General features: G+C 70.0%; 29 protein-coding genes. 15 read left to right on the forward strand and 14 right to left on the reverse strand.

Annotated features, from left to right (window positions below):
- Positions 1-195, reverse strand: a 195-nt coding sequence (locus HYV93_09620; GenBank protein MBI2526227.1) for a hypothetical protein, incomplete at its 3' end; no start/stop codon positions are given.
- 136 nt (positions 196-331) lie between these two features.
- On the opposite strand from HYV93_09620, the gene egtB reads away from it, so the two are divergent.
- Together egtB and egtD are read left to right on the forward strand one after the other, a co-directional pair.
- Positions 332-1,639 carry an ergothioneine biosynthesis protein EgtB gene (gene egtB / locus HYV93_09625; protein ID MBI2526228.1) on the forward strand — a complete coding sequence of 436 codons (1,308 nt, stop codon included), beginning with the start codon at positions 332-334 and terminating at the stop codon, positions 1,637-1,639.
- 9 nt (positions 1,640-1,648) lie between these two features.
- Complete coding sequence (egtD, locus tag HYV93_09630; GenBank protein MBI2526229.1) at positions 1,649-2,626, forward strand: L-histidine N(alpha)-methyltransferase; 978 nt, start codon at positions 1,649-1,651, stop codon at positions 2,624-2,626.
- A 699-nt stretch (positions 2,627-3,325) separates the two neighbouring features.
- On the opposite strand, the gene HYV93_09635 is transcribed toward egtD, so the two are convergent.
- The 3 genes from HYV93_09635 to HYV93_09645 all read right to left on the reverse strand — a co-directional run bounded on the left by HYV93_09635 (position 3,326) and on the right by HYV93_09645 (position 6,330).
- Positions 3,326-4,804, reverse strand: a complete 1,479-nt coding sequence (locus HYV93_09635; GenBank protein ID MBI2526230.1) for an ABC transporter permease subunit — start codon at positions 4,802-4,804, stop codon at positions 3,326-3,328.
- A 247-nt stretch (positions 4,805-5,051) separates the two neighbouring features.
- Positions 5,052-5,798 (reverse strand): ATP-binding cassette domain-containing protein, encoded by a 747-nt coding sequence (locus tag HYV93_09640; protein MBI2526231.1) that lies wholly within the window; start codon positions 5,796-5,798, stop codon positions 5,052-5,054.
- A 52-nt stretch (positions 5,799-5,850) separates the two neighbouring features.
- A complete protein-coding gene (locus HYV93_09645) occupies positions 5,851-6,330 on the reverse strand; it encodes a pirin family protein (GenBank protein MBI2526232.1) in 480 nt (159 codons plus the stop codon).
- 221 nt (positions 6,331-6,551) lie between these two features.
- Between HYV93_09645 and HYV93_09650 the strand changes: the two genes are divergently transcribed.
- The gene (locus HYV93_09650) at positions 6,552-7,034 is read left to right on the forward strand and encodes a DinB family protein (protein ID MBI2526233.1); all 483 of its coding nucleotides are present in this window, start codon (positions 6,552-6,554) and stop codon (positions 7,032-7,034) included.
- 75 nt (positions 7,035-7,109) lie between these two features.
- Here HYV93_09650 and HYV93_09655 read toward each other — a convergent pair whose 3' ends face one another.
- From HYV93_09655 to HYV93_09690, 8 genes are all read right to left on the reverse strand, one after another.
- A complete protein-coding gene (locus HYV93_09655) occupies positions 7,110-8,456 on the reverse strand; it encodes an NAD(P)/FAD-dependent oxidoreductase (GenBank protein MBI2526234.1) in 1,347 nt (448 codons plus the stop codon).
- Positions 8,457-8,480: 24 nt separating this feature from the next.
- Positions 8,481-8,720, reverse strand: a complete 240-nt coding sequence (locus tag HYV93_09660) for a hypothetical protein (GenBank protein MBI2526235.1) — start codon at positions 8,718-8,720, stop codon at positions 8,481-8,483.
- A gap of 4 nt (positions 8,721-8,724) precedes the next feature.
- Positions 8,725-9,231 (reverse strand): hypothetical protein, encoded by a 507-nt coding sequence (locus HYV93_09665; protein ID MBI2526236.1) that lies wholly within the window; start codon positions 9,229-9,231, stop codon positions 8,725-8,727.
- A gap of 23 nt (positions 9,232-9,254) precedes the next feature.
- The gene (locus tag HYV93_09670) at positions 9,255-9,686 is read right to left on the reverse strand and encodes a DNA-binding protein (GenBank protein MBI2526237.1); all 432 of its coding nucleotides are present in this window, start codon (positions 9,684-9,686) and stop codon (positions 9,255-9,257) included.
- 4 nt (positions 9,687-9,690) lie between these two features.
- Entirely contained in the window at positions 9,691-10,293 is a 603-nt protein-coding gene (locus HYV93_09675; protein ID MBI2526238.1) for a superoxide dismutase, read from the reverse strand.
- 133 nt (positions 10,294-10,426) lie between these two features.
- Positions 10,427-10,687 carry a hypothetical protein gene (locus HYV93_09680; protein ID MBI2526239.1) on the reverse strand — a complete coding sequence of 87 codons (261 nt, stop codon included), beginning with the start codon at positions 10,685-10,687 and terminating at the stop codon, positions 10,427-10,429.
- A 307-nt stretch (positions 10,688-10,994) separates the two neighbouring features.
- On the reverse strand, positions 10,995-11,435 hold the full coding sequence (locus HYV93_09685; protein MBI2526240.1) for a DoxX family protein: 441 nt from the start codon (positions 11,433-11,435) through the stop codon (positions 10,995-10,997).
- A 27-nt stretch (positions 11,436-11,462) separates the two neighbouring features.
- Positions 11,463-11,708 carry a hypothetical protein gene (locus HYV93_09690; protein MBI2526241.1) on the reverse strand — a complete coding sequence of 82 codons (246 nt, stop codon included), beginning with the start codon at positions 11,706-11,708 and terminating at the stop codon, positions 11,463-11,465.
- A 362-nt stretch (positions 11,709-12,070) separates the two neighbouring features.
- On the opposite strand from HYV93_09690, the gene HYV93_09695 reads away from it, so the two are divergent.
- From HYV93_09695 to HYV93_09705, 3 genes are all read left to right on the forward strand, one after another.
- Positions 12,071-12,493 (forward strand): CBS domain-containing protein, encoded by a 423-nt coding sequence (locus HYV93_09695; protein ID MBI2526242.1) that lies wholly within the window; start codon positions 12,071-12,073, stop codon positions 12,491-12,493.
- Positions 12,494-12,524: 31 nt separating this feature from the next.
- Positions 12,525-12,752, forward strand: coding sequence for a hypothetical protein (locus HYV93_09700; GenBank protein MBI2526243.1), 228 nt, complete (start codon positions 12,525-12,527; stop codon positions 12,750-12,752).
- A 433-nt stretch (positions 12,753-13,185) separates the two neighbouring features.
- Positions 13,186-13,557 (forward strand): hypothetical protein, encoded by a 372-nt coding sequence (locus HYV93_09705; protein MBI2526244.1) that lies wholly within the window; start codon positions 13,186-13,188, stop codon positions 13,555-13,557.
- 62 nt (positions 13,558-13,619) lie between these two features.
- Here the strand turns inward: HYV93_09705 and HYV93_09710 are convergent, their stop codons facing one another.
- Positions 13,620-13,886, reverse strand: a complete 267-nt coding sequence (locus HYV93_09710) for a hypothetical protein (GenBank protein MBI2526245.1) — start codon at positions 13,884-13,886, stop codon at positions 13,620-13,622.
- Positions 13,887-13,915: 29 nt separating this feature from the next.
- Between HYV93_09710 and HYV93_09715 the strand changes: the two genes are divergently transcribed.
- The 9 genes from HYV93_09715 (at position 13,916) to HYV93_09755 (ending at position 21,588) form a co-directional block, all read left to right on the forward strand.
- On the forward strand, positions 13,916-14,284 hold the full coding sequence (locus HYV93_09715) for a BON domain-containing protein (GenBank protein ID MBI2526246.1): 369 nt from the start codon (positions 13,916-13,918) through the stop codon (positions 14,282-14,284).
- 297 nt (positions 14,285-14,581) lie between these two features.
- On the forward strand, positions 14,582-15,157 hold the full coding sequence (locus HYV93_09720) for a twin-arginine translocation signal domain-containing protein (GenBank protein ID MBI2526247.1): 576 nt from the start codon (positions 14,582-14,584) through the stop codon (positions 15,155-15,157).
- A 69-nt stretch (positions 15,158-15,226) separates the two neighbouring features.
- Positions 15,227-17,890 (forward strand): molybdopterin-dependent oxidoreductase, encoded by a 2,664-nt coding sequence (locus HYV93_09725; GenBank protein ID MBI2526248.1) that lies wholly within the window; start codon positions 15,227-15,229, stop codon positions 17,888-17,890.
- Positions 17,891-17,917: 27 nt separating this feature from the next.
- A complete protein-coding gene (locus tag HYV93_09730; GenBank protein MBI2526249.1) occupies positions 17,918-18,724 on the forward strand; it encodes a 4Fe-4S dicluster domain-containing protein in 807 nt (268 codons plus the stop codon).
- Entirely contained in the window at positions 18,717-19,607 is an 891-nt protein-coding gene (nrfD, locus tag HYV93_09735; GenBank protein MBI2526250.1) for a polysulfide reductase NrfD, read from the forward strand. Before HYV93_09730 ends, nrfD begins: the two co-directional genes overlap by 8 nt.
- Positions 19,604-19,843: a hypothetical protein gene (locus HYV93_09740; protein MBI2526251.1), complete on the forward strand. Its 240-nt coding sequence runs from the start codon at positions 19,604-19,606 to the stop codon at positions 19,841-19,843. Before nrfD ends, HYV93_09740 begins: the two co-directional genes overlap by 4 nt.
- A 2-nt stretch (positions 19,844-19,845) precedes the next feature.
- Positions 19,846-20,727, forward strand: coding sequence for a formate dehydrogenase accessory protein FdhE (locus HYV93_09745; protein ID MBI2526252.1), 882 nt, complete (start codon positions 19,846-19,848; stop codon positions 20,725-20,727).
- The gene (locus tag HYV93_09750; GenBank protein ID MBI2526253.1) at positions 20,715-21,071 is read left to right on the forward strand and encodes a hypothetical protein; all 357 of its coding nucleotides are present in this window, start codon (positions 20,715-20,717) and stop codon (positions 21,069-21,071) included. The genes HYV93_09745 and HYV93_09750 overlap by 13 nt, the downstream gene beginning before the upstream one ends.
- A gap of 58 nt (positions 21,072-21,129) precedes the next feature.
- Entirely contained in the window at positions 21,130-21,588 is a 459-nt protein-coding gene (locus HYV93_09755) for a hypothetical protein (GenBank protein ID MBI2526254.1), read from the forward strand.
- A gap of 36 nt (positions 21,589-21,624) precedes the next feature.
- Here the strand turns inward: HYV93_09755 and HYV93_09760 are convergent, their stop codons facing one another.
- Positions 21,625-21,801, reverse strand: a complete 177-nt coding sequence (locus tag HYV93_09760; protein ID MBI2526255.1) for a hypothetical protein — start codon at positions 21,799-21,801, stop codon at positions 21,625-21,627.
- Between the last annotated feature and the right edge of the window lie 22 nt (positions 21,802-21,823).

Genomic DNA, 21,823 nt, shown 5'->3' on the forward strand with positions numbered 1-21,823 from the left:
GAGATGATCCTCTTCGAACTCCTTGGCCGGAAGGACCTCGACGATCTGAGCGCCTTCCCGGGCGAGCCTGTGGACCCCCTCCCGGTCGATGTCCTGGGGCATCTTGCCCTCCTTCCTCACGATCACGAAGCCCGTCATCCATCTCACGGCGCGGGCGAGACTGGTGTCGTCCTGCACCTTGATCTCGTCCTGCACTGATGGTGCGCCGGGCTCGGAGAGGCGTCAAGCCGGCGCGGCCAGCCGGCTCCCATGATCGAGGAGAAGGTCGTTGCAAGCGCCCACGGGCTTGGGGCCGGCGGTACACTAGGGCTCAACATCGGGCTCACGCCACATGACCAACCCTCGAGGGCACCCGACGGCTGCTTCCCTGCTCGACGCGCTGTTGGATGCGCGAAGCGTCGAGCTCCAGCTGCTCGACGACCTCGCGGATGCGCAGATGCTCGGCACCCGGGCCCATTTCCTCGAACCGCCGATCTGGGAGATGGGACACGTCGGCTGGTTCCAGGAGTACTGGATCTTGCGTCACCTCGACGGCCGCGCGTCGCTGCTCCCGGGCTCCGACGCCATCTACGATGCGTTCAACGTGCCGTATACGCAGCGCTGGGACCATCGCTACCCGTCACGGCGGCAATCGTTCGAGTACATCTCCGCGGTGCTGGATCGGTGCGTGGCCCGGCTCGACTCCCGCGAGCCGAGCGCGGAGGCGGCATACTTCTACACCCTCGCCGCGCTCCACGAGGACATGCACACCGAGAACCTCACCCTCATCCTGCATACCCTCGGCTACGCGCGCCCGCGCCTGGCCCGCTTCGATCCCGGGGCCGGCCGGCCACCGCTGGATCCTGCCTACCGCCCCCGTGACGTCGCTGTCCCGGGTGGCGCCTTCGCCCTCGGGGCGACACCCGACGAGCCTTTCGTCTTCGACAACGAGAAGTGGGCGCATCCCGTCGAGGTCGCGCCGTTCCGCATCTCGTCCATCCCGGTGACGAACGCGGAGTTCCAGCAGTTCGTGGAGGACGGCGGATACCGGCGGCGGCCGATCTGGGAGCGGCGCGGCTGGGAGTGGCGCCGCCGGGAGGGGACCGAGCACCCGCTGTTCTGGGTCCGCGGCCATGACGGGCGCTGGTGGGAGCGGCGCTTCGATGCCACGCTGCCGCTCGACCCGTGGCATCCGGTCGTGCACGTGAACTGGTACGAGGCCCAGGCCTACTGCCGGTGGGCGGGACGCCGGCTGCCCACGGAGGCCGAGTGGGAGATGGCCGCCACGCTCGAGCCGGCGACCGGCCGCAAGCGCCGGTTCCCGTGGGGCGACGAGCCGCCGACGCCCGAGCGCGCGAATCTCGACTTCCGCGCCGGTGGCACCGTCGACGTGCGCGCGCTGCCTGACGGTGACAGCCCCGTCGGCTGCCGGCAGATGATCGGCAACGTCTGGGAGTGGGTGGCCGACACGTTCCAGCCGTACCCCGGCTTCGAGTGCGATCCATACAAGGAGTACTCGCAGCCCTACTTCGGTCAGAAGAAAGTGCTGCGCGGCGGCGGCTGGACCACGCGGTCGCGGCTCATCCGCGGCACGTGGCGGAACTTCTACATGCGCCAGCGGCGCAACATCGTCGCCGGGTTTCGCACGGCGGCGCTCTGAGGAGGGGTCATGGGCTGCCTGCTCGACGTGCATGCCGACGAAGCGAGATTCCTCACCCGCATGGCGGAGGACATCGGGCGGGGACTCACCGCGCGCCCGCGACGACTGCCGCCCAAGTACTTCTACGATGAGGCCGGCTCCGCTCTCTTCGAGCGGATCACGGAGCTGCCCGAGTACTACCTGACGCGGGCCGAGGCCGCCATCCTGCGCGACGGCGTCGGGGACCTCGTCCGCCGGCTCGACCCGCGCGACATCGTGGAGCTGGGGCCCGGTTCCTGCCGCAAGGTCCGCTGGCTGCTCGACGCGCTGGAGGACGGCCGCGGCGTGCGCTACGTCGCGATGGACGTCGGCCGCGAAAGCCTCGCCCAGGCGGTCGGCGCGCTCGCCGACGAGTATCCCGGGATGCACCTGCACGCGGTCGTCGCCGACTTCGAGCGCCACCTCGGGTGCCTGCCCCTGCCCGCGGGCCGCCGTCTCGTGCTCTTCCTCGGGAGCACGATCGGCAACTTCGATCCGCCCGCCAGGCGCGCGCTGCTGGCCCAGGTGCGGCGACTCCTTGGCTCCGACGGCCGGTTCTTGCTGGGCGTGGACCTCGTCAAGGACCGGCGGGTGCTGGAGGCGGCGTACGATGACGCCGCCGGCGTCACCCGCGAGTTCAACCGCAACATCCTTCGCGTCGTGAACCGGGCCGTGGATGGCGACTTCGTCCCCGGGGCCTGGCGACATCACAGCTTCTACAACATGGAGATGAGCCGGATCGAGATGCATCTGCTCGCCGCCGAGCCCCAGCGCGTCCACCTCAAGGCCCTCGGGCTGGGGCTCGACTTCGAGGCAGGCGATGGGATCTGGACGGAGAGCTCGTACAAGTTCACGCGCGAGTCCGTCGCCGTGATGCTGCGCGAGGCCGGCCTCGCCCTGGACGACTGGCGAACCGATCCGGAGGGCCGCTTCGGCCTCGCGATCGCCCGCCCCGGGGAGCGCGCGTGAGGGCCACCCCGGTCCCGCGCAGGCTCTACGTCCACGACGACCTCTCGGAGGAGCTCCACGCGCACGGCGACGGGTCCCGCGCGCAACAGCTCGGGGGGGCCCTGCTGGCCCTGCTCCGCCAGGATCCGCGCGTCGTTCTCCTGACGCTCGAGGGGCAGGTCGAGGCGCTGGTCGCGCGAGGCGCGCATGCACCGTTCGCGGTGGCCATCGGCGTCGGCCAGGCCGGCACCCGTGTGGCGACCGAGGTCCACGCGCGCACGGGGTGGTTTCCCGCGATCGAGCGCGTGGATGTGTGGCGGGAGGAGGACGACGCGGGCGGCTATGCACTGGCCGGTCCGGCGCCGCTCGCGTCCCAGCTCGGCGCGATCGCGGACGGGGACTCGGTGGCGGTGGTGGACGATACGATCTTCTCCGGGCTCACGATGTGCGCGGTGCTGGCCGCGCTGACGCCCCGTCCCGCGCGTCGGGTCCACGCCTTCTGCCTGCGCGGCGTCGCTGAAAGCGTGGAGGCCGTGGCCCGTGTCGCGCCGGTCACGGCCGGCGTCCTGGCGCCAGGGCGGATCCTCGAGGACGTCTCGTTCATCAACGCCAGCGGCCTCGTTCACCGCGGTGCGATCCGCCGCGCGGGAGGGCCGCCGCTGGCGTTCTTCGAGCGGCCGGAGTGGATGGCCGCCTGGTTTCCCGGCTACGCCGGTGATGCTATCGCGCTGTGCCGGGAGATCCACGAAGCGGTCGAGGCACCACCAGGCGGTCGAGCGCCTCGAAGGCGACGTGGATCGCCAGGGCCATCAGCGCCGCCGGCACCGCGCCGGCCAGGATCGTCGGCACGTCGTTGAGCGCCAGCCCGGTGACGATGAGCGTGCCGTACCCGCCGCCGCCGATGAACGCCGCCAGCGTCGCCGTCCCCACCGTGAGCACGGCCGCGGTCTTGATGCCCGCCATGATCGTCACCGCCGCCAGCGGCAGCTCGATCCACGCCAGCCGCTGCCAGCCGTTCAGGCGCATCACCGCCGCCATGTCGAGGAGCTGGCGGTCGAGACTGCTGACCCCCGCACAGGTGTTGCGGACGATGGGCAGGAGCGCGTAGAGACACAGGGCGACGAGCGCCGGCACCCGGCCGATGCCGAACAGCGGGATCATGAAGGCCAGCAGCGCGAGCGCGGGGATCGTCTGCAGCACGCCGATCCCCATCAGCTCGATCTGGCCGAAGAGGCGGTGGCGGGCGGCGAGGAGTCCGAGCGGGAGCCCGAGGGCGACGGCCACGGCCAGTGAGGCGCCGACGAGGACCAGATGCTCGGCCGTCAGCGTCACGAGATCGCGGGCCAGGTGGCGGCGCGCCGTGCCGGCGCCCGCGACGTCGCGCTCGCCCAGAAACGCGGCAGCAGCCTGAGCAAACGTGCGCCGATCCAGCTCCACTTCGGCGTTGAGCCGGGCCATGGTGGCGTTGTCGATCCGTCCCCCGAGGCGCCGCTCGAGCGCGGCCCAGGTCCTGGGCAGGCGGTCGGCCAGGGACGCGCGCGCCAGCAGCACGGCCGCGTAGTCGGGGAAGAAGCGGCGGTCGTCGGCGAGCACGACGAGCTCGGCGCGCGCGAGCTGGCCGTCGGTCGAGAAGACGTCGATCACGTCCACCCGGCGACTGGTCAGCGCCGGGTAGGTGAGCGCGTGCTCCATGCCGCGAACGGCGGCCAGACGGAGGCCGTAGTGGCGCTGGAGACCCGGCCAGCCGTCGTCGCGGTCGAGGAAGCCGGGATCGAACGCGGCCGTCAAGCCCGGATGCCGGCCGAGATCGCTGATGGCCCGCAGGCCCAGCCGTGCCGCCGTGTCGCGGCGCACGGCCAGCGCGTACGTGTTGGCGAAGCCGAGCGGCTCGCTAATGACCAGGCCGCGCGGCCGCATCCGCGCGCGCAGCGCCGGCAGATCGGTCACCGATGGATCATTCAGGATGGCGCGGCTGATCGTGCCGGTGTATTCGAGGTAGACGTCGATATCGCCGCTGGCCAGCGCGCCGTAGACGATGCCCGTCCCGCCCAGCCCGAACCGGCGCTCCACCGGCGCTTCGCCGACCTGCTCGGCGATCCGTGCCGCGATCTCCGCGATGACGTAGCTCTCGGTGAACGACTTGGAGCCCACGCGGACCGGCGTCGCGCTACCCTCGGCGGTCCCGGCGAGCACCGCCATGGCGACGACGACCACCGCGGCCAGGCGGCCACACCCACGCCCCGACGCCATCGTGAGGCGGACAATTCGCCGGGTAGGGCCGGGCCGCTCCCCCCGGAACACGCTGCGTTGCAGCCCCCTGTGCCTGCCCCTCACGGGCCACGAGAGTACGGTCCCCTGCCACAGCGACACGCAGAAGCCACGGTTCCGGTGAGAGCGGCCCGGCCCCACCCTCCGCGTCAGGCGGAGGGACTTCCGACTCAGCATGCTAGAGCACCGCCGTCATGGCGGGCGGGGGAGCCTGCGCGCGCAGGAACTCGGCGACGTAGGGATCGGCCGGTCGTCGCGCGAGATCGCCGAAGGTGCCTTCCTGCACGACGCGGCCCTGGTTCAGCAGGGTGATGGTGGAGCCGAACACGAATGCCTCGCGCACGTCATGGGTGACGAGGAGCACGGTCTTCCGCAGCTCGCGAAAGACGCGCACGAGGTGGGCCTGGAGCTCCGCGCGCGAGATGGGATCGAGCGCGCCGAGCGGCTCGTCGAGCAGCAGCACGGGCGGGTCGAGCATGAGGGCGCGAATGAGGCCCGCGCGCTGGCGCTGGCCACCGCTGAGCTCGGCCGGGTAGTGGTCGAGCAGGCCTTGCTCGAGGCCGACGAGGTCGGCCAGCGAGGCCAGGCGCGCCGCCATGCGCGCCGGCGTCCAGCCCTCGGCGCGCGCGGGCAGCGTCGCGTTCTCCGCCGCCGTCATGTGCGGATAGAGCGCGGCCTCCTGCACGACGTAGCCCATGCTGCGGAGAGTATCGCGGCGCGTGTCTCTGGAGACGGCGACGCCGTCCACGAGGATCTCGCCGGCGTCCGGCGAGAGCAGTCCGAGCACGAGGCGGAGGATGGTGGATTTGCCGCACCCGCTCGAGCCGAGGAGGATCCGTGTCGTGCCGGCCTCGAGGGCCAGCGAGACGTGATCCACCGCCACGCGGGTACCGAACGTCTTGGTGACGTCGCGGAGAGCAATCATGCGCGCGGGGCGCCCGCCACGTCCTCGCGCGTGACCTCGACCATCGCGGGCTTCAGGCCAGGAACGCCCCGCGCTGGTAGTCCTCTACAGCCTGCGCGATCTCTTCGCGGGTGTTCATGACGAAGAGGCCATACCGCGCGACGGGCTCGCCCAGCGGGCGCGCTGCGAGCAGGAGAAACCGCCCTGGCGCCTCGCCGGTCGTGGCCGACAGCTCTGAGCCGTCGCTCAGGACGGCGAGCTTCCCTGCGGCCATCTCCTGCGCGGCGGCGCCACCGATCGCGACGCGGCCCTCATAGACGTATGCGAAGGCGTTGTGGCCGGGCGCCAGCGCCAGGGAGAACCGGGCGCGGGGCTCCATCCGAACGTCGAGATATGTCGGCTGGGTCCCGACGCCCTCTACCGGTCCACGAACGCCGCCCGTGTCACCGGCGATCACGCGGGCCCGCGCGCCGGTGGCCAGCGCCACCTCGGGGATCTTCTCTGGCGCGATATCCTGATAGCGCGGTGCGATCATCTTGTCCTTCGCCACCATGCCGCTAGCCTCTCACGCCTTTCGGGATCATGCTATCCGACGCCGAAGGCACGGCTCGAAGGCATCCTAGTCCGCCGCCGATCGCGGCGTCAAGGCGGGAGCCGGCGCGGAGCCGCTCGCGCGCGGTTGACGGGCCGTCCCGCCTCGTCTAGCGTCAGGTGGTGATGGCAACCCTGGGGTCTGGATCGCTCACGGCTTGGCGCCGCCAGGCCCTCCGGCGCATGACGGCGACTCGCCGCTCGACGCTGGCGTTCCTCGCGCGGCTGCCCGAGCGCGAGATCTTGCGGCCCCGCACCCTGGACCGCTGGTCCGTCAAGGACATGCTCGCGCATTTCCTGAGCTGCGACGAGGAGACCGTGCGCCGCTTCCGGCTCATCGAGCGGGGCCGGGGCGACCGCATCCACTGGTTCGAGAGCATGGCCGACGCCGATCGTTTCAACGCGCGGTCGGCCGCCCGGCTGCGCCGGCTCGGGGTTCGCCCGCTGCTCCGCCGGATGGCGAGGGTGCACGCCGATCTCGTGCGGTCGTTCGAACGCCTGCCCACGGACTCCCTGCGCGACCGCTCTCACGCGTATTCCGTGGTGGAGTGGCTTCCCGCGCCGGGCTGGAGTCACGAGCGAGATCACGTGAGCGAGATCCGGGAGTGGTGGCGCGGCTGCCGGGCAGCGCGAGCCCGCCGGCGGCGGGCTGACCGTCAGGTCTAGAGCAAGGCCACAATCACCTCGTCGGCAGCCGTGGCCGGCCCTCGCGCGGCCAGCGGCGAGCGTCCCCCGGGCTCTTCAGAGCATGAATCGGATGTCTGAGCCGTGCGTCGGATAGGCGAACAGCGTCTGCTTCAAGTCGCGCGCCGGAATTCCAAGGCGAATGGCGACGGCAAACACGTTGATCATCTCATCGGCGTGGGGACCGAGCAGGTGAGCGCCGATGATGCGGTCGGTCTGCTCCTCGATCAGCACCTTGAAGCCCGATGTGGTTTCCCCGACCCGGCGCGTGTTGAACCAGGCCGAACTGTCCTTCCAGCTCGTGCGAAAACGCCGCCCAGCGGCGCGTGCGGCCGCCTCGGTGAGCCCGGCCGACGCCAGCGGAGGGACGCTGAAGACGGCCGACGCGATACCCTGGTAGTTCGGCACCCGCCGGTTGCCCTCCAGCAGGTTCGTGACGAGCACCGCGACGTCGTGGTCGGCCTTGGGCGTGAGTGGCGGCCCGCTGGCGGCGGCGTCGCCGCCCGCGTACACGAGATGGTTCGACACGCTCTGCAGGAATTCGTTCACGGTGACGCCGCGCTTCTCGCGCTGGATGCCCGCCGTCTCGAGGGCCAGGTCGTCGATCTCGGGCACTCGGCCCGCGCTGTGGACGGCGATGTCCGCCTCGAAGCGGCAGTCCTGGCCGCGCTGAGCGCCATGCACGACGAGGCCGGCACCGAGCGCTTCGATGCCGAGGACCTCCGTGTCGACCTCCACGCGGATGCCGACTTCCCGGGTGCGCTTGACCAGCAGGTCGACGAGGTCCGGGTCAAAGCCCCCGAGGGGCCGGGCGCCTCGGTGCAGGATCGTCGCGCGCACCCCGGCACGGGCGGCGATATGGGCAAACTCGAACGCGATGTAGCCGCCCCCGACGAACACGATACGGGGCGGCAGCCGATCGAGGTTCAGGAACTCTTCGCTCGTCGCGAGCCGTTCGGCGCCGGGGAACGTGAGCGGCACCGGCATGGCACCCGCCGCGATGAGGACGCGCTGCCCGATCAGCCGGTCATCGCCGACCGCCAGCGACGCCGGGCCCACGAAACGAGCCCGACCATGGAACTGCTCGATGCCCATCTTCGCCCACGCCTGCTCGGTGCGCTGCGGCGTCGGATCGACCACTGAGCGCTTGAACCGCATCAGCGGGCCCCATTCGATCGTCAGCGTGCCGGCCGGCACGCCTTTGTCCGCGAGGCCGCGTGCGGCGTGAACCGACTCGGCCGCGCTGACCAGCATCTTCTTCGGAACGCAGCCCCGGAGCGCGCACGTGCCCCCGAACGGCCGTGAGTCCACCACCGCCACGGTCCAGCCCGCTTCGCGGCACCGCGACGCCACCGCCGACGTCACCCCTGTTCCGACGACCACGAGATCGTAGCGATGGTCCATGCCGTCCGTGAGTCACGTCGGGGTTCACGCCACCTTCGGCATGTTCTGTTCGATCCACTCCCTCGCCATCCGGACGCCATGGGTCTCGGCATCCGCCTCGCTGTCGAACCGCTGGTCCTGTACCGGCAGGTCGATGTTCAGTTGGGCGGTCCCGGTGGAGTGCCTGACGGTGGCCACTACCGCCCACTTGCCATCCTTCATCTGCTCCGTCGCAATGGCGATGTCGCAGTTCCTGTAGGCCTGGAACGTCTTGCGCTGAACCATGACGTCACCTCCGATGGCGAGCCGCCTGAGCTTTCTTGATGTTATCCCGGCGCGCCCGTCGTTGAGCTGGCGTCGGCTTGGCATCCTCGGGGACGTTCGGCCGCGGCTTGGCCTCGAACCTGTCGCCCCGCAGATGCGCCGGCTTCGAGCCGAGCCCTTCGAGAACTGTCCTGGCATCCCGTGTATCCGGGATGAGCCCACCGTCCTTGATGTGGGCGTCCTCTTTGGCAACCAGCCACTTGACCGTGGCCCAGGAGCCGCTCGACCGCTTGCCGGCCACTCGCTGGATGTGTCCACGCGTGCCCACATCCTGATTTCGGAAGGCGATGAACTCTCCTTTCGGTCGGACTTCAATATGGTAGTAAGCTCCCCTGCCGGTGCTCCCGGGCTTCTTGCGTGTACGGCCCTCAGGCTGTGCGATGGAGCGCTGGCGGGTGGTCATCGTCCGCCACCGTGCCTGAGCCTTCTTGATATTCTGCTTGGCGATGTCACGCTGTCGAACAGTTGCCATAGACACCTCGTTGCTCGTGGCCTTCATAGATCGAGCAGGGGCAGGCCGGTCTTTGGGTCCGTCCGGCGCTGTAGGCGGCGGGACAATTCCACGAGCACCACCTCGAGCGTGGGCCGGACATGGGCGCGCAGGAGATGCCCGCCATGCGCCGTCCCGTCCCGCTTTCCCACCACCGCGTGGGCATGGACTTTCGGCTTTCCCTCGTGCAGCGCGACGTTGCCGGCCAGCGCCAGCACTTCCACCTGCTCGGGGATCGCGATCTTGTCGTAGGCCTTGCGCTTGAGGTCGAAGAACCCGAGCACGGCCTCGCGGAACGCACCGATCGCCGTGAAGTGCGCGCCGGTCACGCCGTGCTCCTGGGCGAACGCCTGCAGCCCCGACATGACCTCTTCGCCATCGTCGAAGACCAGCGCGAAGGTCGTTTCCGGGCCGTCCTGGATCGCCTTCGCGTTCATGTCCCTAGAAGCGCGCGGGCGTGTGCCCCGCCCTGCTATCCTTGTGGCGCTGCTCGACGACCTCCCAGCACACGTTGTCGAGAAACGCCTTGATGTACTCGTCCCGGCCGCCCGCGCCATAGTCCACCATCCAGGCATGTTCGAACACGTCGAGGACGAGGATCGGGTGGCATCCGGCGGGGTGGTTCAGCTCGTGATCGCCGATCCACCAGTTGAACAGGCGGTTGCCCATCGGGTCCCGGTAGAGGATGGCCCAGCCGACGCCCCGCATGGCGCCGGTCTTGGCGAAGTCCTGCCGCCAGACCTCGACCCGTCCCCACGACTCCACCAGCTCGCTGGCCAGGCCGCTCTGGGCGCTCAGCTGCGAGCCCGGGGCGAGGCTCCCGAAGTAGTACTCGTGGAGCGCCATGCCGTTGAACTCGAAGCCGGCGCGGCGCTTCAGCTCGGCCCACGAGCGCGAGCCGATTTCGGCGCGCTCCAGGTCCTCGATGAGACCGTTGACGTTCTTGACATAGCCCTCGTAGAGCGCCCAGTGCTGGCGGATCTGCTCATCCGAGATGCCCTGGAGGGCCTTCGGCTTGATTCGGTCCTGCACCCTATAGCTCATGGTCCCTCCCTCGTGTGCGGGCCTCCGGTCATATGGGTCGCCGACCCTGGCCGTCACGGCTCACGGCCTTGCGCCAGCCTGGGCGGTGAGCAGCGGGGAGGGGACCCCCGTTGCCGTCGGGCTGGCGCCCTACCTACTTGGCCGGCGATTCCCCACCCCGCTGATGGCGCTCCGACTCCTCGTCGAGCTGCACGGGCCGACCGGCGCCGGCCTCCTTGTCGCTCCGCTCGCCGTCGTCCGGCATCGGCTGACCCTGGCCCTTCTTCTCGGGGTCGTGCCCGCCCTCGTGAGGCCCCGGCCGCTCCTGCGACTGCTTCCCCTGCTGGGATCGCTTTCCCTGCCTGCCGTGCTTGTTCCTGTCGCGCTCCTGGTCGACACCGGGCTTCTGATCCATCACAGTCTCCTCCTCTGCTCTCGCCGCACCGGCTCCACGACAGCACTGGGCCGGCCGCGCAGCTGAAAGGGCTGGTGCAACTGCCATCTCACCAGGGAGCAAGGCAGGTGCCACGCCCACGAGCGGCCGGAGCGCGCGTAATTCAGCGAAAACTCCGACTGTTGGGGGGACCGACGCGTGCAGACCGCGTAAGAACTGGCCGTAAGACTTATACGGTCAACCCTCACCCCGACCCTCTCACTGGAACGGAAGGGGACCGGATCCCTTTCCCTCGGAAGGGGAAGAAGGCAGGGTGACGGGGATCCGATTACCAGGGACGGATCAGCCGGTCCACCGAGAACCGGCCCGCTCCTCCCACGAGCACCGCCAGCGCCATGCCGATCAGCGCCAGATTGAACTCGAAGCCGGGACCCTTGCCCGGCTGGCCGGACTGGAGGAAGAAGCCGTTCTTCCAGTGCACCGTGGCGATGGCTACCAGCATGACGATGACGAGACCGAGGGCGGCCGGGCGGGCGAGGAAGCCCACCAGTACGGCCAGCCCGCCGAAGCACTCGGTGAACGCGGCGATCACCGTCGCCCCAGCCGGAATGCCCAATGACTGCTTGAAGTACCCGATCGTGCCCTTCAGCCCGCCGCCGCCGAACCAGCCGAAGACCTTCTGGGCGCCGTGGGCGAAGAAGATGATGCCGAGCACGACTCGGACGATGAGCAACGACCACGACGGGTAGGAGCCGAGGATCATCTCCATGAAGGCCTCCCAGCAGGACCCGGCGAGTCACCGGGCAGCGCGGATCTTGCCCTTGGGGGGGCGGATCGCTTCCTGCCCGCTCTCGAGACCGGCGCTGATCTGCTCCTTCGCTGTGTCGAGCGCGCTCTCGGTCACCTCCTGGACGGTGCGGAGCCGGTCAGCCGCCTTGATCCTGAGATGGCGGGTTCTCCGGTCCGCGTACGTGCGTATATCCTCCCCCCAGATCCACACTGCCAGACTGCCTGCGATCAGGCCCACCATGAAGCGAAGCATGTGACTCCTCCTTGTGAGGGCACCTGAGTTCACGGTGCCGGCATTCGATGAGACTGGGCCCAGCAAGAGAAGTGCCACGCCTCGCGCGTGACGGAACCTGGGGCCCGAGGCCCGCTGCAGGGCTTGCTGGACAATGCCAGGGAGGCGCTTCGCCGATGGAGCACTGAAAGAGCTACCGCCTTACCAGGTAAGAACTTCTGGTCCCTCGCGAGGCGCGTGGGGCGGGTCGTCCCGATACTGCAGGAAACGGTTGATTTTCCAACCATGCCGACGACATGGCTGCCCCCGGCATGACCGATGCAACTTTCTTGATGCGTGATGCTGAGGTCGAAAGCATGGGAACGCCATGACGGAGGGATGCCATGACTGACAGCATACGGGACGTGATGACCCCGAACCCGCTGACCATGCCCGCCAGCGCGTCGGTGATGGAGGCCGCGCAACTGATGCGGGGGAGCGATATCGGCGACGTGATCGTGGTGGAGGGCAACCGGCTCGTCGGCATCCTGACCGACCGTGACATTGTGGTGCGCGCGCTGGCCGAAGGCGCCGATCCGCACGCCACGGCGGTGGGCGACATCTGCAGCCGGGTGCTCTCGACGGTCCGACCGACCGAAAGCGTCGGATCCGCCGTGCGGCTGATGCGGGAGAAGGCCATCCGACGCTTGCCGGTGGTGGAGGAAACCGGACAGGTGGTCGGGATCGTCTCCATCGGAGATGTGGCGGTCGAGCGGGACCGCCGTTCGGTGCTTGCCGACATCAGCGCTGCGCCCCCGAACGTGTAACCGAAACGTGTAACCGATTGGAGGACTTCGTATGGCACGCTGTGACGTGTGCGGCAACGACTACGACCAGGCGATGGAGATCCGACTCCGGGGCATGACCGGCACCTACGACTGCTTCGAGTGCGCGATCCACGCGATGTCCCCGGCCTGCGAGCACTGCGGATGCCGGGTCATCGGCCACGGGGTGGCGGCGAAGGGGAAGATCTTTTGCTGTGCCCACTGCGCGGAGCAGGTCGGCGCCCACCCGATCCACGCCTGACCACGTGTGGGGCCATCGAATGTCGTCGGCTGTCGAGTTCCGAGCGCTCACCAAGTGGCTGACCAAGTGAACGGCCAGAATCACGATGCCGGGTGCTCCACGAGGCTGGGCGACAGGTGTTTCTTACACGGTAGCTCCTTCCGTTCTCGATCGCGTGCCGCGGGGCCAGGGGTGGCCGCTCACTGTATTTCCGACTGCTTAGCTCAGGTGCCTCTCGGGCTGCGGACTGGCACGGCCCTGGCAACTTGTGCGGCATCGACGGCAGCACGCAGCGCGGGAGGGGAGAACAGGCCATGGTGGCCGCAGGAGCGGAAAAGAAGCGTCCGGACCCGGTGGGACCGGACGCATAGAGAGCTGGAGGCCGCGGGGAGCGGACTCCCGCGGCCTCCAGCTCAATCAGGTCGAGGGCGTAGAAGCGAAGGAGGGGACAGGTATGCGCAGCCGAATCCGAAACGTGCCCTACCTACTGATCCCACTTGCGATCACCGGCGCGTTGCTGGCGGGCTGTGCGGTTCAGTCGGAGCCGGTGGCGACTGCCACGGTCGGCGCGCCCAACACGGTCACGTATCCGGAAGGCCGGTATCAGTTGTACGGCGACGGCGCGGCCACGCCCTACTACTGGGCGTGGATCCCGGCCGGCACCTCGCCGCCGGCCCCGCCCCCGCCTCCGCGTCCAGGGGTCGCGCACCGGGAGGGGCGCTACCAACTCTACGGCGATGGCGTGGCCACGCCCTACTACTGGGTATGGATCCCGGCCGGGACCGCGGCGGTGCCCCCGCCTCCGCCGCCGCCCCGGCGTTTCTGAGCCCGTGGGCGGTGCAAGAGTGACGCGGTGTGCGGGAAGTTCTGCCGCATTCCGAGTCGACATCAACCGAAAGGTGGAAGGAGGACGACAATGCGTTGCCGGATTGCCACGAGCGTCGCGCTGGCCGCGGTGATGCTGGCCGGTGCGCCGGCGTACACGCTGGCGCAGAGTACCACCGACAAGCCGAGCACGACCGAGCGACTGGGGCAGAAGGCCGACGAGGCCGGCAGCAAGGTCAAGAGCATGGCCCGAGAGGGCAAGACGAAGGTCACCGATTCCTGGGTGACCTCCAAGACGAAGATCGCGCTCTTCGCCGACGAGCGGGTCAAGGGGCGTCAGATCAGCGTCGAGACCAAGGGTGGAACGGTCTTCGGAGGAGGCCAAGGCGGCGGCATCCGAGGTGACCAAGCGCGTGGAGCACGTGAAGGACGTGCACAACCAGCTCCAGGTCGTGTCCCCGGGGAACCGCCCGAAGGTCGATACCGACGACAAGGCGATCACGAGCATGGTCAAGCGGCGCTTGAAGGAGGACCGCCAGCTCAAGAGCGCGAAGATCGACGCGCGCGTCGACTCCGGCATCGTGACGCTGACGGGTGAGGTGAAGAGCCTCGCGCTGAGCTCGCGGGCATCGGAGGTTCTGAGCGACGTGCCGGGCGTCCGCGCCGTGAGGAACGATCTGAGCTACGAGCCGCGGAGCAGTAGCCCTGCGCCGGCGGGAGGGAAGTAGGTGGCCCGGCCGCGACGCAGCCGGAGGCGGCGGGCCGGGCCGTCCCGGACCGATCGGATCGTGGCGCGGAAGATGAAGGCGGTCATCGGTGAGTACAAGCGGGGTCAGCTCCGGTCGAGCTCGGGGGCCCACGTCCGCACGCCGCGACAGGCTGTGGCGATCGGCTTGAGCGAGGCGAGGCGGGCGGGCGCCAGGATTCCGAAGCGGTCCGGTGCGTAGGAACGACTCGCGCCGCTTCGGCTGGGGCGGCGGGCGTCCGAGGCGAGGCCATAACGTCTGCCGGAAGGGGAGTAGGCCATGCACCTCTCGCGGCGGGACTTCCTGAGCTGGTCGGGGGGCGTCGTGACGGGCACCGCCCTCGGCGGCCTGACCGGGCTCGGCGCCAGCCTGGCCCCCGTCATGGCGCGGGCCGAGGAGCTGCGGATCAAGAACGCCAAGGCGGTCCCCAGCGTATGTCCCTATTGCTCGGTCGGCTGCGCCACGCTCGTGCACACGATCGACGGGAAGATCGTCAACATCGAGGGCGATCCCCGTAGCCCGCACAACGAGGGGACGCTGTGCCCGAAGGGCGCCGCGATCTACCAGCTTCACGTCAATCCGAACCGCCCCACTCGCGTGCTGCACCGGGCGCCGGGAGCGACGGACTGGGAGGTGTGGGACCTCGAGCGCGCGATGGAGCGGGTGGCCGAACTCATCAAGAAGACGCGCGACGAGACGTTCGTCGAGCGGCTCGAGAACGGCACGCCCGTGAACTCCACGACGGCCCTCTTCTCGCTGGGTGGCGCCACCCTCGACAACGAGTGGAACCACATCCAGCAGAAGCTCATGCGCGGGCTCGGCATCGTCGCCATCGAGAACCAGGCCAGGATCTGACACAGCTCCAGCGTCCCCGGACTGGGGACACGGTTCGGCCGTGGCGCCGCCACCCTCTTCTACCGGAGCATGGCCGATTCCGACTGCGTGGTCATCCAGGGCTCGAACATGGCGGAGTGCCACCCGGTGGCCTTCCGCTGGCCCATGGTGGCGAAGTCCAGGGGCGCCAAGATCATCCACGTGGATCCCCGCTTCACCCGCACGAGCGCGATGGCCGACATCTACGCGCCGATCCGCGCCGGCTCGGACGTCGCCTTCCTGGGTGGACTCGTGAACTACGCGCTGAACAGCGAGCGCTGGAACACCGACCCCTTCTTCAGGGAGTTCGTGGTCAACTACACGAACGCGCCCGTCATCATCAACGACCGCTTCAAGGACACCGAGGACCTCGACGGCGTCTTCTCCGGGCTCATGCAGTACGACGAGAAGTCCAAGGCGTGGCCGTACAACGGGTTCCTCGGGCAGTACAGCGGCGAGACGTGGCAGTACGCGGGCACGCAGGCCGACGCGCGCGGCTGGCAGGCGGCCACGAAGCAGTCGGGCGAGCAGGCCGCCGGCGATCACGACATCGCGAAGCGAGGCCCGAGCGCGGGTCAGGCGACGGCGCCGACAGGGGAGAAGAAGCCGCTCTCCGGTCCGCCGTTCGAACCGCTCGTTCGTTCGCTCCTGAAGCCGCCGCCCCAGCGCGACGACACGCTCCGGCATCCGGGGACGGTGTTCCAGATCGTCAAGCGCCACTTCGCCCGCTACACGCCGGAGATGGTCGAGCAGGCCACCGGCTGCCCGAAGGACATCTTCCTGAAGGTGGCGGAGACGATCCTCGCCGGCTCCGGCCGCGACCGGACGACGTCGTTCGCCTATGCGGTGGCCTGGACGCAGCACACCAACGGCCCCCAGACGATCGGCTGCTGCGCGCTCCTGCAGCTCCTCCTCGGCAACATCGGGCGGCCGGGGGCGGGGATCATGGCCCTGCGCGGCCACGCGTCCATCCAGGGCTCGACCGACGTCCCGACGCTCTACCACTCGATCCACGGCTACATGTCGCACCCGAGCGTGCTCAAGAAGCATGACAGCCTCGCGCACTGGCTGGCCGCGGAGACGACCCCGCGCGGTTACTGGGCCAACACGCCGAAGTTCATGGTGTCGTACCTGAAGTCGATGTACGGCGACGCCGCCACGCGCGAGAACGACTTCGGCTACGACTGGCATCCGAAGATCGTGGGAGACCACTCGCACATGCCGATGTTCGTGGCCATGAACGACGGCAAGGTGAAGGGCATGTTGTGCATCGGCCAGAACCCTGCCACCTCCATCAACGCGGCCACCGAGCGGAGGGGGCTCGGCAAGCTCGAGTGGCTGGTGGTGAAGGACAACTGGGTGACGGAGACGGCGGCCTTCTGGCAGAACGCGCCGGAGGTGCGGAGCGGCCAGGTGAAGCCGGCCGACATCAAGACGGAGGTCTTCTTCTTCCCGTCCGCGCAGGTCGCCGAGTACGAGGGCTCGTTCACCAACACGATGCGCATGCTCCAGTGGCACTACAAGGCGGCGCAGCCGCCAGGCGAGTGCCGTTCGGACATGTGGTTCACGCACCAGCTCGCGCTGCGCCTCAAGAAGCTCTACGCGGGCAGCACGGAGCCGCGCGACGTGGGATTCAAGGCCCTCACGTGGGACTTCGAGCCCGACGCCGGGGCCTCACCGAAGGCCGGCGAGGTGCCGCCCATGGCTGGCGAGCCCGACAGCTACAAGATCCTGCGCGAGATCAACGGCTACTACACGGGCGATCCGGGCCGGCACCTGGCCGGCTTCGGCGACCTGAAGGACGATGGCTCCACCACCTGCGCCTCCTGGATCTACTCCGGCGTCTTCCCGGCGCCGGACCAGAACCGGGCGGCCAACCGGAAGGCCGATCCGCCCGACCAGCCGGGCGCCCAGCTGGGCTGGGGCTACGCGTGGCCCGCAAACCGACGCATCATGTACAACCGCGCGTCCGCCGACCTGCAGGGGCGCCCGTGGAGCGAGCGCAAGAAGTGGGTGTGGTGGGACGGACAGAAGTGGGGCGGAGTCGACATCCCCGACTTCCAGGCGACGAAGGCGCCGACGGCCAAGGCCAACCCGACCGCCATCGGCCTCGACGCGCTGTCGGGGAGCGATCCCTTCATCATGAAGAGCGACGGCCGCGGCTGGCTCTTCGTGCCCAGCGGGCTCGTCGACGGCCCGCTCCCCGTGCACTACGAGCCGGCGGAGTCGCCGGTGAAGAACCCCCTCTACAAGCAGCAGGCGAGCCCCGTCTACAAGTACTGGAAGCGCGACGACAACCAGCTCGCGCAGCAGGGCGACGGGCGCTTCCCGTACGTGATCACGACCTACCGTCTGACCGAGCACTACCTCGCGGGCGCCATGAGCCGCTGGAACCCGTGGCTCACCGAGCTCCAGCCCGAGGTGTTCGTGGAGCTCAGTCCCGAGCTGGCCGCCGAGAAGAAGATCGCCAACCTCGACTGGGTGAAGATCACGAGCCCGCGCGGCGCCGTCCGCGCGAAGGCGCTCGTCACCCGCCGCTTGCGCCCGTTCACGATCAACGGCCAGACGGTCCATCAGGTCGGGATGCCGTGGCACTGGGGCTACCAGGGGCTCAGCACGGGCGACGCCGGCAACGAGCTGACGGCGCTCGTCGGCGACCCGAACGTCTCGATCCACGAGGGCAAGGCCTTCGTCTGCAACGTGGAGAAGGCGTGAACCGCGCGCGCAGCAGGGAGTGGCGTGATGGCTGAGCCGATGGGGTTCTACACGGACACGACCGTCTGCATCGGCTGCAAGGCGTGCGAGGTCGCGTGCAAGGAGTGGAACCAGCTGCCCGCCACCAACGGCGGCGTGACCACCCTGAGCGGCGACAGCTACGACAACACCCGGCGCCTCGACGGTATCCACTGGCGGCACGTGAAGTTCATCGAGCAGTTCAGCCTCGACCGCCGGGACGGCCGCTGGCTGATGATGAGCGACGTCTGCAAGCACTGTGTGCGGGCCGGGTGCCTCGAGGTCTGCCCGACGGGCGCGATCATCCGCACCGAGTTCGACACGGTGGTGATCCAGTCCGACGTCTGCAACGGCTGCCGCGACTGCATCGCCGCCTGCCCCTTCGGCGTCATCGACATCAACCCGGTGTCGGGGACGGCGCAGAAGTGCACGCTCTGCTACGACCGGATGCGCGCGGGCATGGAGCCCGCGTGCTCGACGGCTTGCCCCACGGACTCGATCCAGTTCGGCCCCGTGGCCAGCCTGAGGAAGCGCGCGGAGGCGCGCGTCGCCCAGCTCCAGCAGGCCGGGGAGAAGCGGGCGCACCTGTACGGCGCCGACGAGCGGATGCTGGGCGGACTGAACTCGTTCTACCTGCTCGTCGATCGCCCCGAGGTCTACGGCCTGCCTCCCGATCCGCGGATGCCCACCCGCAACCTGAAGGCCGGATCGCTGTGGTCGATGCTCGGCGCCGTGGTGATCGGCCGCATGGGGCTCGTGAGCTTCCGCATGCGGGGCGGGCGAGAGGAGGGGCCCGGTGGACGCCTCGATACCTAGCACGTACTTCACGGCTGGCCCGCACTGGCGCTGGCTCATCGTGCTGTACTTCTTCGTGGGAGGCATCGCCGGCGGCACCTACTTCCTTGCCGCCCTCATCGACTGCGCCGGCCGCCCGGGGGACCGGCCGCTCGCGCGCCTCGGCTACTACGTGGCGTTCCCCGCGGTGATCGTGTGCGGAATCCTGCTGGTCCTCGACCTCAATCGTCCCGATCGCTTCTGGCACATGCTGGTGCAGTCCGCGACGTGGAAGCCGATGTTCAAGGCGTACTCCCCGATGTCGGTCGGCGCCTGGGCGCTGCTGGGCTTCGGCTTCTTCTCGTTGCTGTCGTTCCTGGCGGCTCTCGCGGAGGAGCGGTCTGGACGCTGGCAGCGGTTCGGCGTGCTGCGCCCGCCCGGCCCGCTCGGCCTCGTGGCCGTCGCCCTCGGCGGCCTGTTCGGGCTGTTCCTCTCCGGCTACACCGGCGTCCTCCTCGCCGTCACCAACCGGCCGGTATGGGCGGACACCCCGCTGCTGGGGCTCGTCTTCGTGGTCTCCGCGGCCTCCACGTCGGCGGCGGTGCTGATGCTCCTGGGCTCCGGCCGGCGCTGGCCGCGGGCGGACCTGGCCGCCCTCCAGCGTTTCGACGCGTGGGCGCTCATCCTCGAGCTGGTCGTGCTGGCCGCGCTCGTGGCCTCGCTCGGCTCGGTGGCGCGCCTGTGGCTGAACGGCTGGGGTGTCCTCCTCGGGCTGGGCGTCGTCGTGCTCGGCATCCTCGTCCCCCTGCTCCTGCACTGGCGGGTCCGCCTCGGCGGGCTCACGCCCACCATGGCGGCCGTGCTCGTGCTCCTCGGCGGCTTCCTCCTCCGCGTCGTGATCGTCATGTCGACGGAGGTCGTGTGAGCCGCCGGGCGAGCGTGGCCGTCGCCGTCCTTGCGCTCGCGGCCGCCGCCGGCTGCACGAGTCCGGAAGCCACGCGCATGCGGGCGGGCGGGCCCGGCGCCGACGTCGGCAATCGGGGCGACGTGGAGCTTCACGGTGGCTCCCGCCCTTACTACCGCACGCCGACCGAGGGCGGGTCGCTCCTGCCGCGGCCCCGGAGCCGCGCGGAGACGGCGGCGTCGCCGGCCGCGCGCTGACCGTGACGTCAGCGTCTGAGTCGGCCCGGCTCGCGCGGGTGGCGCAGGAGCATGCCGGGTCGCGCGGGTGGATCGCGCTGCTGCAGGAGGCGCTGCGCGAGACCGTCCAAGCGGGCTGGGCCGACGTGGTGCCCGGCGCCGGCCCGGCTGAGACACGCGCGGGAGCGCCGTTGCTCGCCGGGGTCAGGATGGTCGTGGACGGCGGCCTCGCCAAGCGCTGGATGCGGCGGCTGCTCGGCGCCGCGGTCGGGATCGGCACGCCGGCGGCGACGCTCGGCGCCGCTGCTCTGCGCCTCGACGCCGTCGATCTGCTGGAGGCGGCTCTCGAGGACGACGAGAGACGGCTGAAGCACCTCGCCCTCGACGCCGGCGCCGACGCGGCGGCGCTGCGGGCGGTGGCGCCGCTGCTTGCGATGCCGGCGCTCCACGCCTGCCGCGCCGCCTGGGCCACGCGCCTCCCGGTCGCGTGGCGCGAGGGCTACTGTCCGGTGTGCGGGGCGTGGCCGATGCTGGCGGAGCTGCGCGGCCTCGAGCGGGCGCGCCACCTGCGCTGCGGCCGCTGCGGGAGCAGCTGGGCGACGGACTGGCTGCGCTGCCCGTTCTGCGGCAACGACGATCACGAGACGCTCCGCTCGCTCCTGTCCGAGGACAGCCGGGAGTCGCGCCGCGTGGACGCGTGCGGCAAGTGTCGCGGGTACGTCAAGACGCAGGCGACGCTCACGGCGTCCTCGCCGACGGAGGTCATGGTGGAGGACGTGGTGACCGTCGCCTGGGACATCTGCGCCCTCGCGGAAGGCTATCTGCGCCCGTCGGGCGCCGGGCACCACCTCGGCGTGACCGTGCAGGCGGGGGTCCGGGGCCGGAGGCGCGGCTGGTGGCGGTGAGGGCGGGGGCGCGGCCGGCAGCGATATGCCGGGCGCTCCTCGACGCCCTCGAAGGCGCCGAGGGCCGGCGCCGCCGACGCAAGCGCGACACGACCCCGGACGCCATCGGCCTCGCCATGAAGCGGGCGCTGCTCGAGGGCGCCGTCCGCGACGATCCCGACCCCGAGATCTTCGAGGGCTGGCTCCTCGCCCGCTGCGCGGGGCTGGGGGGCGCCGAGGGCGGGATGCGCGCGATGGCTCTCCAGGTCCTCGCGGAGTGGCGGCTGGCCGAGAGCTCACCGTCGTTCGAGTCGTGGCTGGCGGCCGGCGCGCCGTCCGCGGACGCCGGGCCGGGCGATGGCTGAGGGAGGCCGGGCGCTCAAGAACCCGCAGCGCGAGCCCGGCGCGGGGGAGCGGCGGACCATGCGCGAGTGGATCACGCTGGCCTTCGCGCGCGTCGAGGACGTCGTCTACATCGGGCTGGCGCTCCTGCTCGCCGGAAGCGCCCTTGCGCTGCTCGTCGACGGCAGCATCGGCTTCGTGCAGCACCTGAGCGGCGGGACGCTGGCGCCACGCGTGGTCGCCCTCCTCGACCGCATCCTGTTGATCCTGATCTTCGTCGAGCTGCTATACACCGTGCAGGTCTCCTTCCGCGAGCACGCCCTCATCCCCGACCCGTTCCTCATCGTCGGTGTCATCGCGGCGACCCGGCGCGTCCTCGTGCTGACGGCCGAGTCGTCGGAGCTGCTCGAGCGCGGGCAGGAGGCGTTTCAGAACGCCGTGATCGAGCTCGCCCTCCTGATCGTCATGATCGTCGGCCTCGTGGTGTCGCTGCTGCTGCTGCGCAAGCGCGCGCCGCACGCGGTGGCGGACCGGCCCTGACCCTGGAGGGTCTCCGTCGCTGAACGACAGCTCCAACTATGCCGCGGGCGCCGGTGCTCGAAGAGCGGCTCCGAGGTCGACGGCCTCGTCCGCCAGCCGCGCGGGATCGACGGGCACACGCCGGCGGATGAGGTCCGCGGCGACTTTCAGCTCGCCATCGACCTTCGGGTCTTCCGGGTCGCCGCCGCGGTTGAGGCCCACTGCCGCGCGCACGAGCCCCTCCTTCAGGTAGAAG

The sequence above is a fragment of the Candidatus Rokuibacteriota bacterium genome (assembly GCA_016188005.1).
GTDB lineage: Bacteria > Methylomirabilota > Methylomirabilia > Rokubacteriales > CSP1-6 > UBA12499.

What these genes read in the sequence shown, in the direction of transcription:
- HYV93_09635 (MBI2526230.1), bottom strand. Translation starts at nt 4,804, where the DNA reads ATGGCGGTGCTCGCCGGGACCGCCGAGGGTAGCGCGACGCCGGTCCGC.
- HYV93_09655 (MBI2526234.1), bottom strand. Translation starts at nt 8,456, where the DNA reads ATGGACCATCGCTACGATCTCGTGGTCGTCGGAACAGGGGTGACGTCG.
- HYV93_09720 (MBI2526247.1), top strand. Translation starts at nt 14,582, where the DNA reads ATGCACCTCTCGCGGCGGGACTTCCTGAGCTGGTCGGGGGGCGTCGTG.
- egtD (MBI2526229.1), top strand. Translation starts at nt 1,649, where the DNA reads ATGGGCTGCCTGCTCGACGTGCATGCCGACGAAGCGAGATTCCTCACC.
- HYV93_09645 (MBI2526232.1), bottom strand. Translation starts at nt 6,330, where the DNA reads ATGGTGGCGAAGGACAAGATGATCGCACCGCGCTATCAGGATATCGCG.
- HYV93_09685 (MBI2526240.1), bottom strand. Translation starts at nt 11,435, where the DNA reads ATGGAGATGATCCTCGGCTCCTACCCGTCGTGGTCGTTGCTCATCGTC.
- HYV93_09650 (MBI2526233.1), top strand. Translation starts at nt 6,552, where the DNA reads ATGACGGCGACTCGCCGCTCGACGCTGGCGTTCCTCGCGCGGCTGCCC.
- HYV93_09725 (MBI2526248.1), top strand. Translation starts at nt 15,227, where the DNA reads ATGGCCGATTCCGACTGCGTGGTCATCCAGGGCTCGAACATGGCGGAG.
- HYV93_09680 (MBI2526239.1), bottom strand. Translation starts at nt 10,687, where the DNA reads ATGGATCAGAAGCCCGGTGTCGACCAGGAGCGCGACAGGAACAAGCAC.
- HYV93_09640 (MBI2526231.1), bottom strand. Translation starts at nt 5,798, where the DNA reads ATGATTGCTCTCCGCGACGTCACCAAGACGTTCGGTACCCGCGTGGCG.
- HYV93_09700 (MBI2526243.1), top strand. Translation starts at nt 12,525, where the DNA reads ATGGCACGCTGTGACGTGTGCGGCAACGACTACGACCAGGCGATGGAG.
- HYV93_09665 (MBI2526236.1), bottom strand. Translation starts at nt 9,231, where the DNA reads ATGGCAACTGTTCGACAGCGTGACATCGCCAAGCAGAATATCAAGAAG.
- HYV93_09695 (MBI2526242.1), top strand. Translation starts at nt 12,071, where the DNA reads ATGACTGACAGCATACGGGACGTGATGACCCCGAACCCGCTGACCATG.
- HYV93_09670 (MBI2526237.1), bottom strand. Translation starts at nt 9,686, where the DNA reads ATGAACGCGAAGGCGATCCAGGACGGCCCGGAAACGACCTTCGCGCTG.
- HYV93_09705 (MBI2526244.1), top strand. Translation starts at nt 13,186, where the DNA reads ATGCGCAGCCGAATCCGAAACGTGCCCTACCTACTGATCCCACTTGCG.
- HYV93_09675 (MBI2526238.1), bottom strand. Translation starts at nt 10,293, where the DNA reads ATGAGCTATAGGGTGCAGGACCGAATCAAGCCGAAGGCCCTCCAGGGC.
- HYV93_09755 (MBI2526254.1), top strand. Translation starts at nt 21,130, where the DNA reads ATGCGCGAGTGGATCACGCTGGCCTTCGCGCGCGTCGAGGACGTCGTC.
- HYV93_09690 (MBI2526241.1), bottom strand. Translation starts at nt 11,708, where the DNA reads ATGCTTCGCTTCATGGTGGGCCTGATCGCAGGCAGTCTGGCAGTGTGG.
- egtB (MBI2526228.1), top strand. Translation starts at nt 332, where the DNA reads ATGACCAACCCTCGAGGGCACCCGACGGCTGCTTCCCTGCTCGACGCG.
- HYV93_09730 (MBI2526249.1), top strand. Translation starts at nt 17,918, where the DNA reads ATGGCTGAGCCGATGGGGTTCTACACGGACACGACCGTCTGCATCGGC.
- HYV93_09660 (MBI2526235.1), bottom strand. Translation starts at nt 8,720, where the DNA reads ATGGTTCAGCGCAAGACGTTCCAGGCCTACAGGAACTGCGACATCGCC.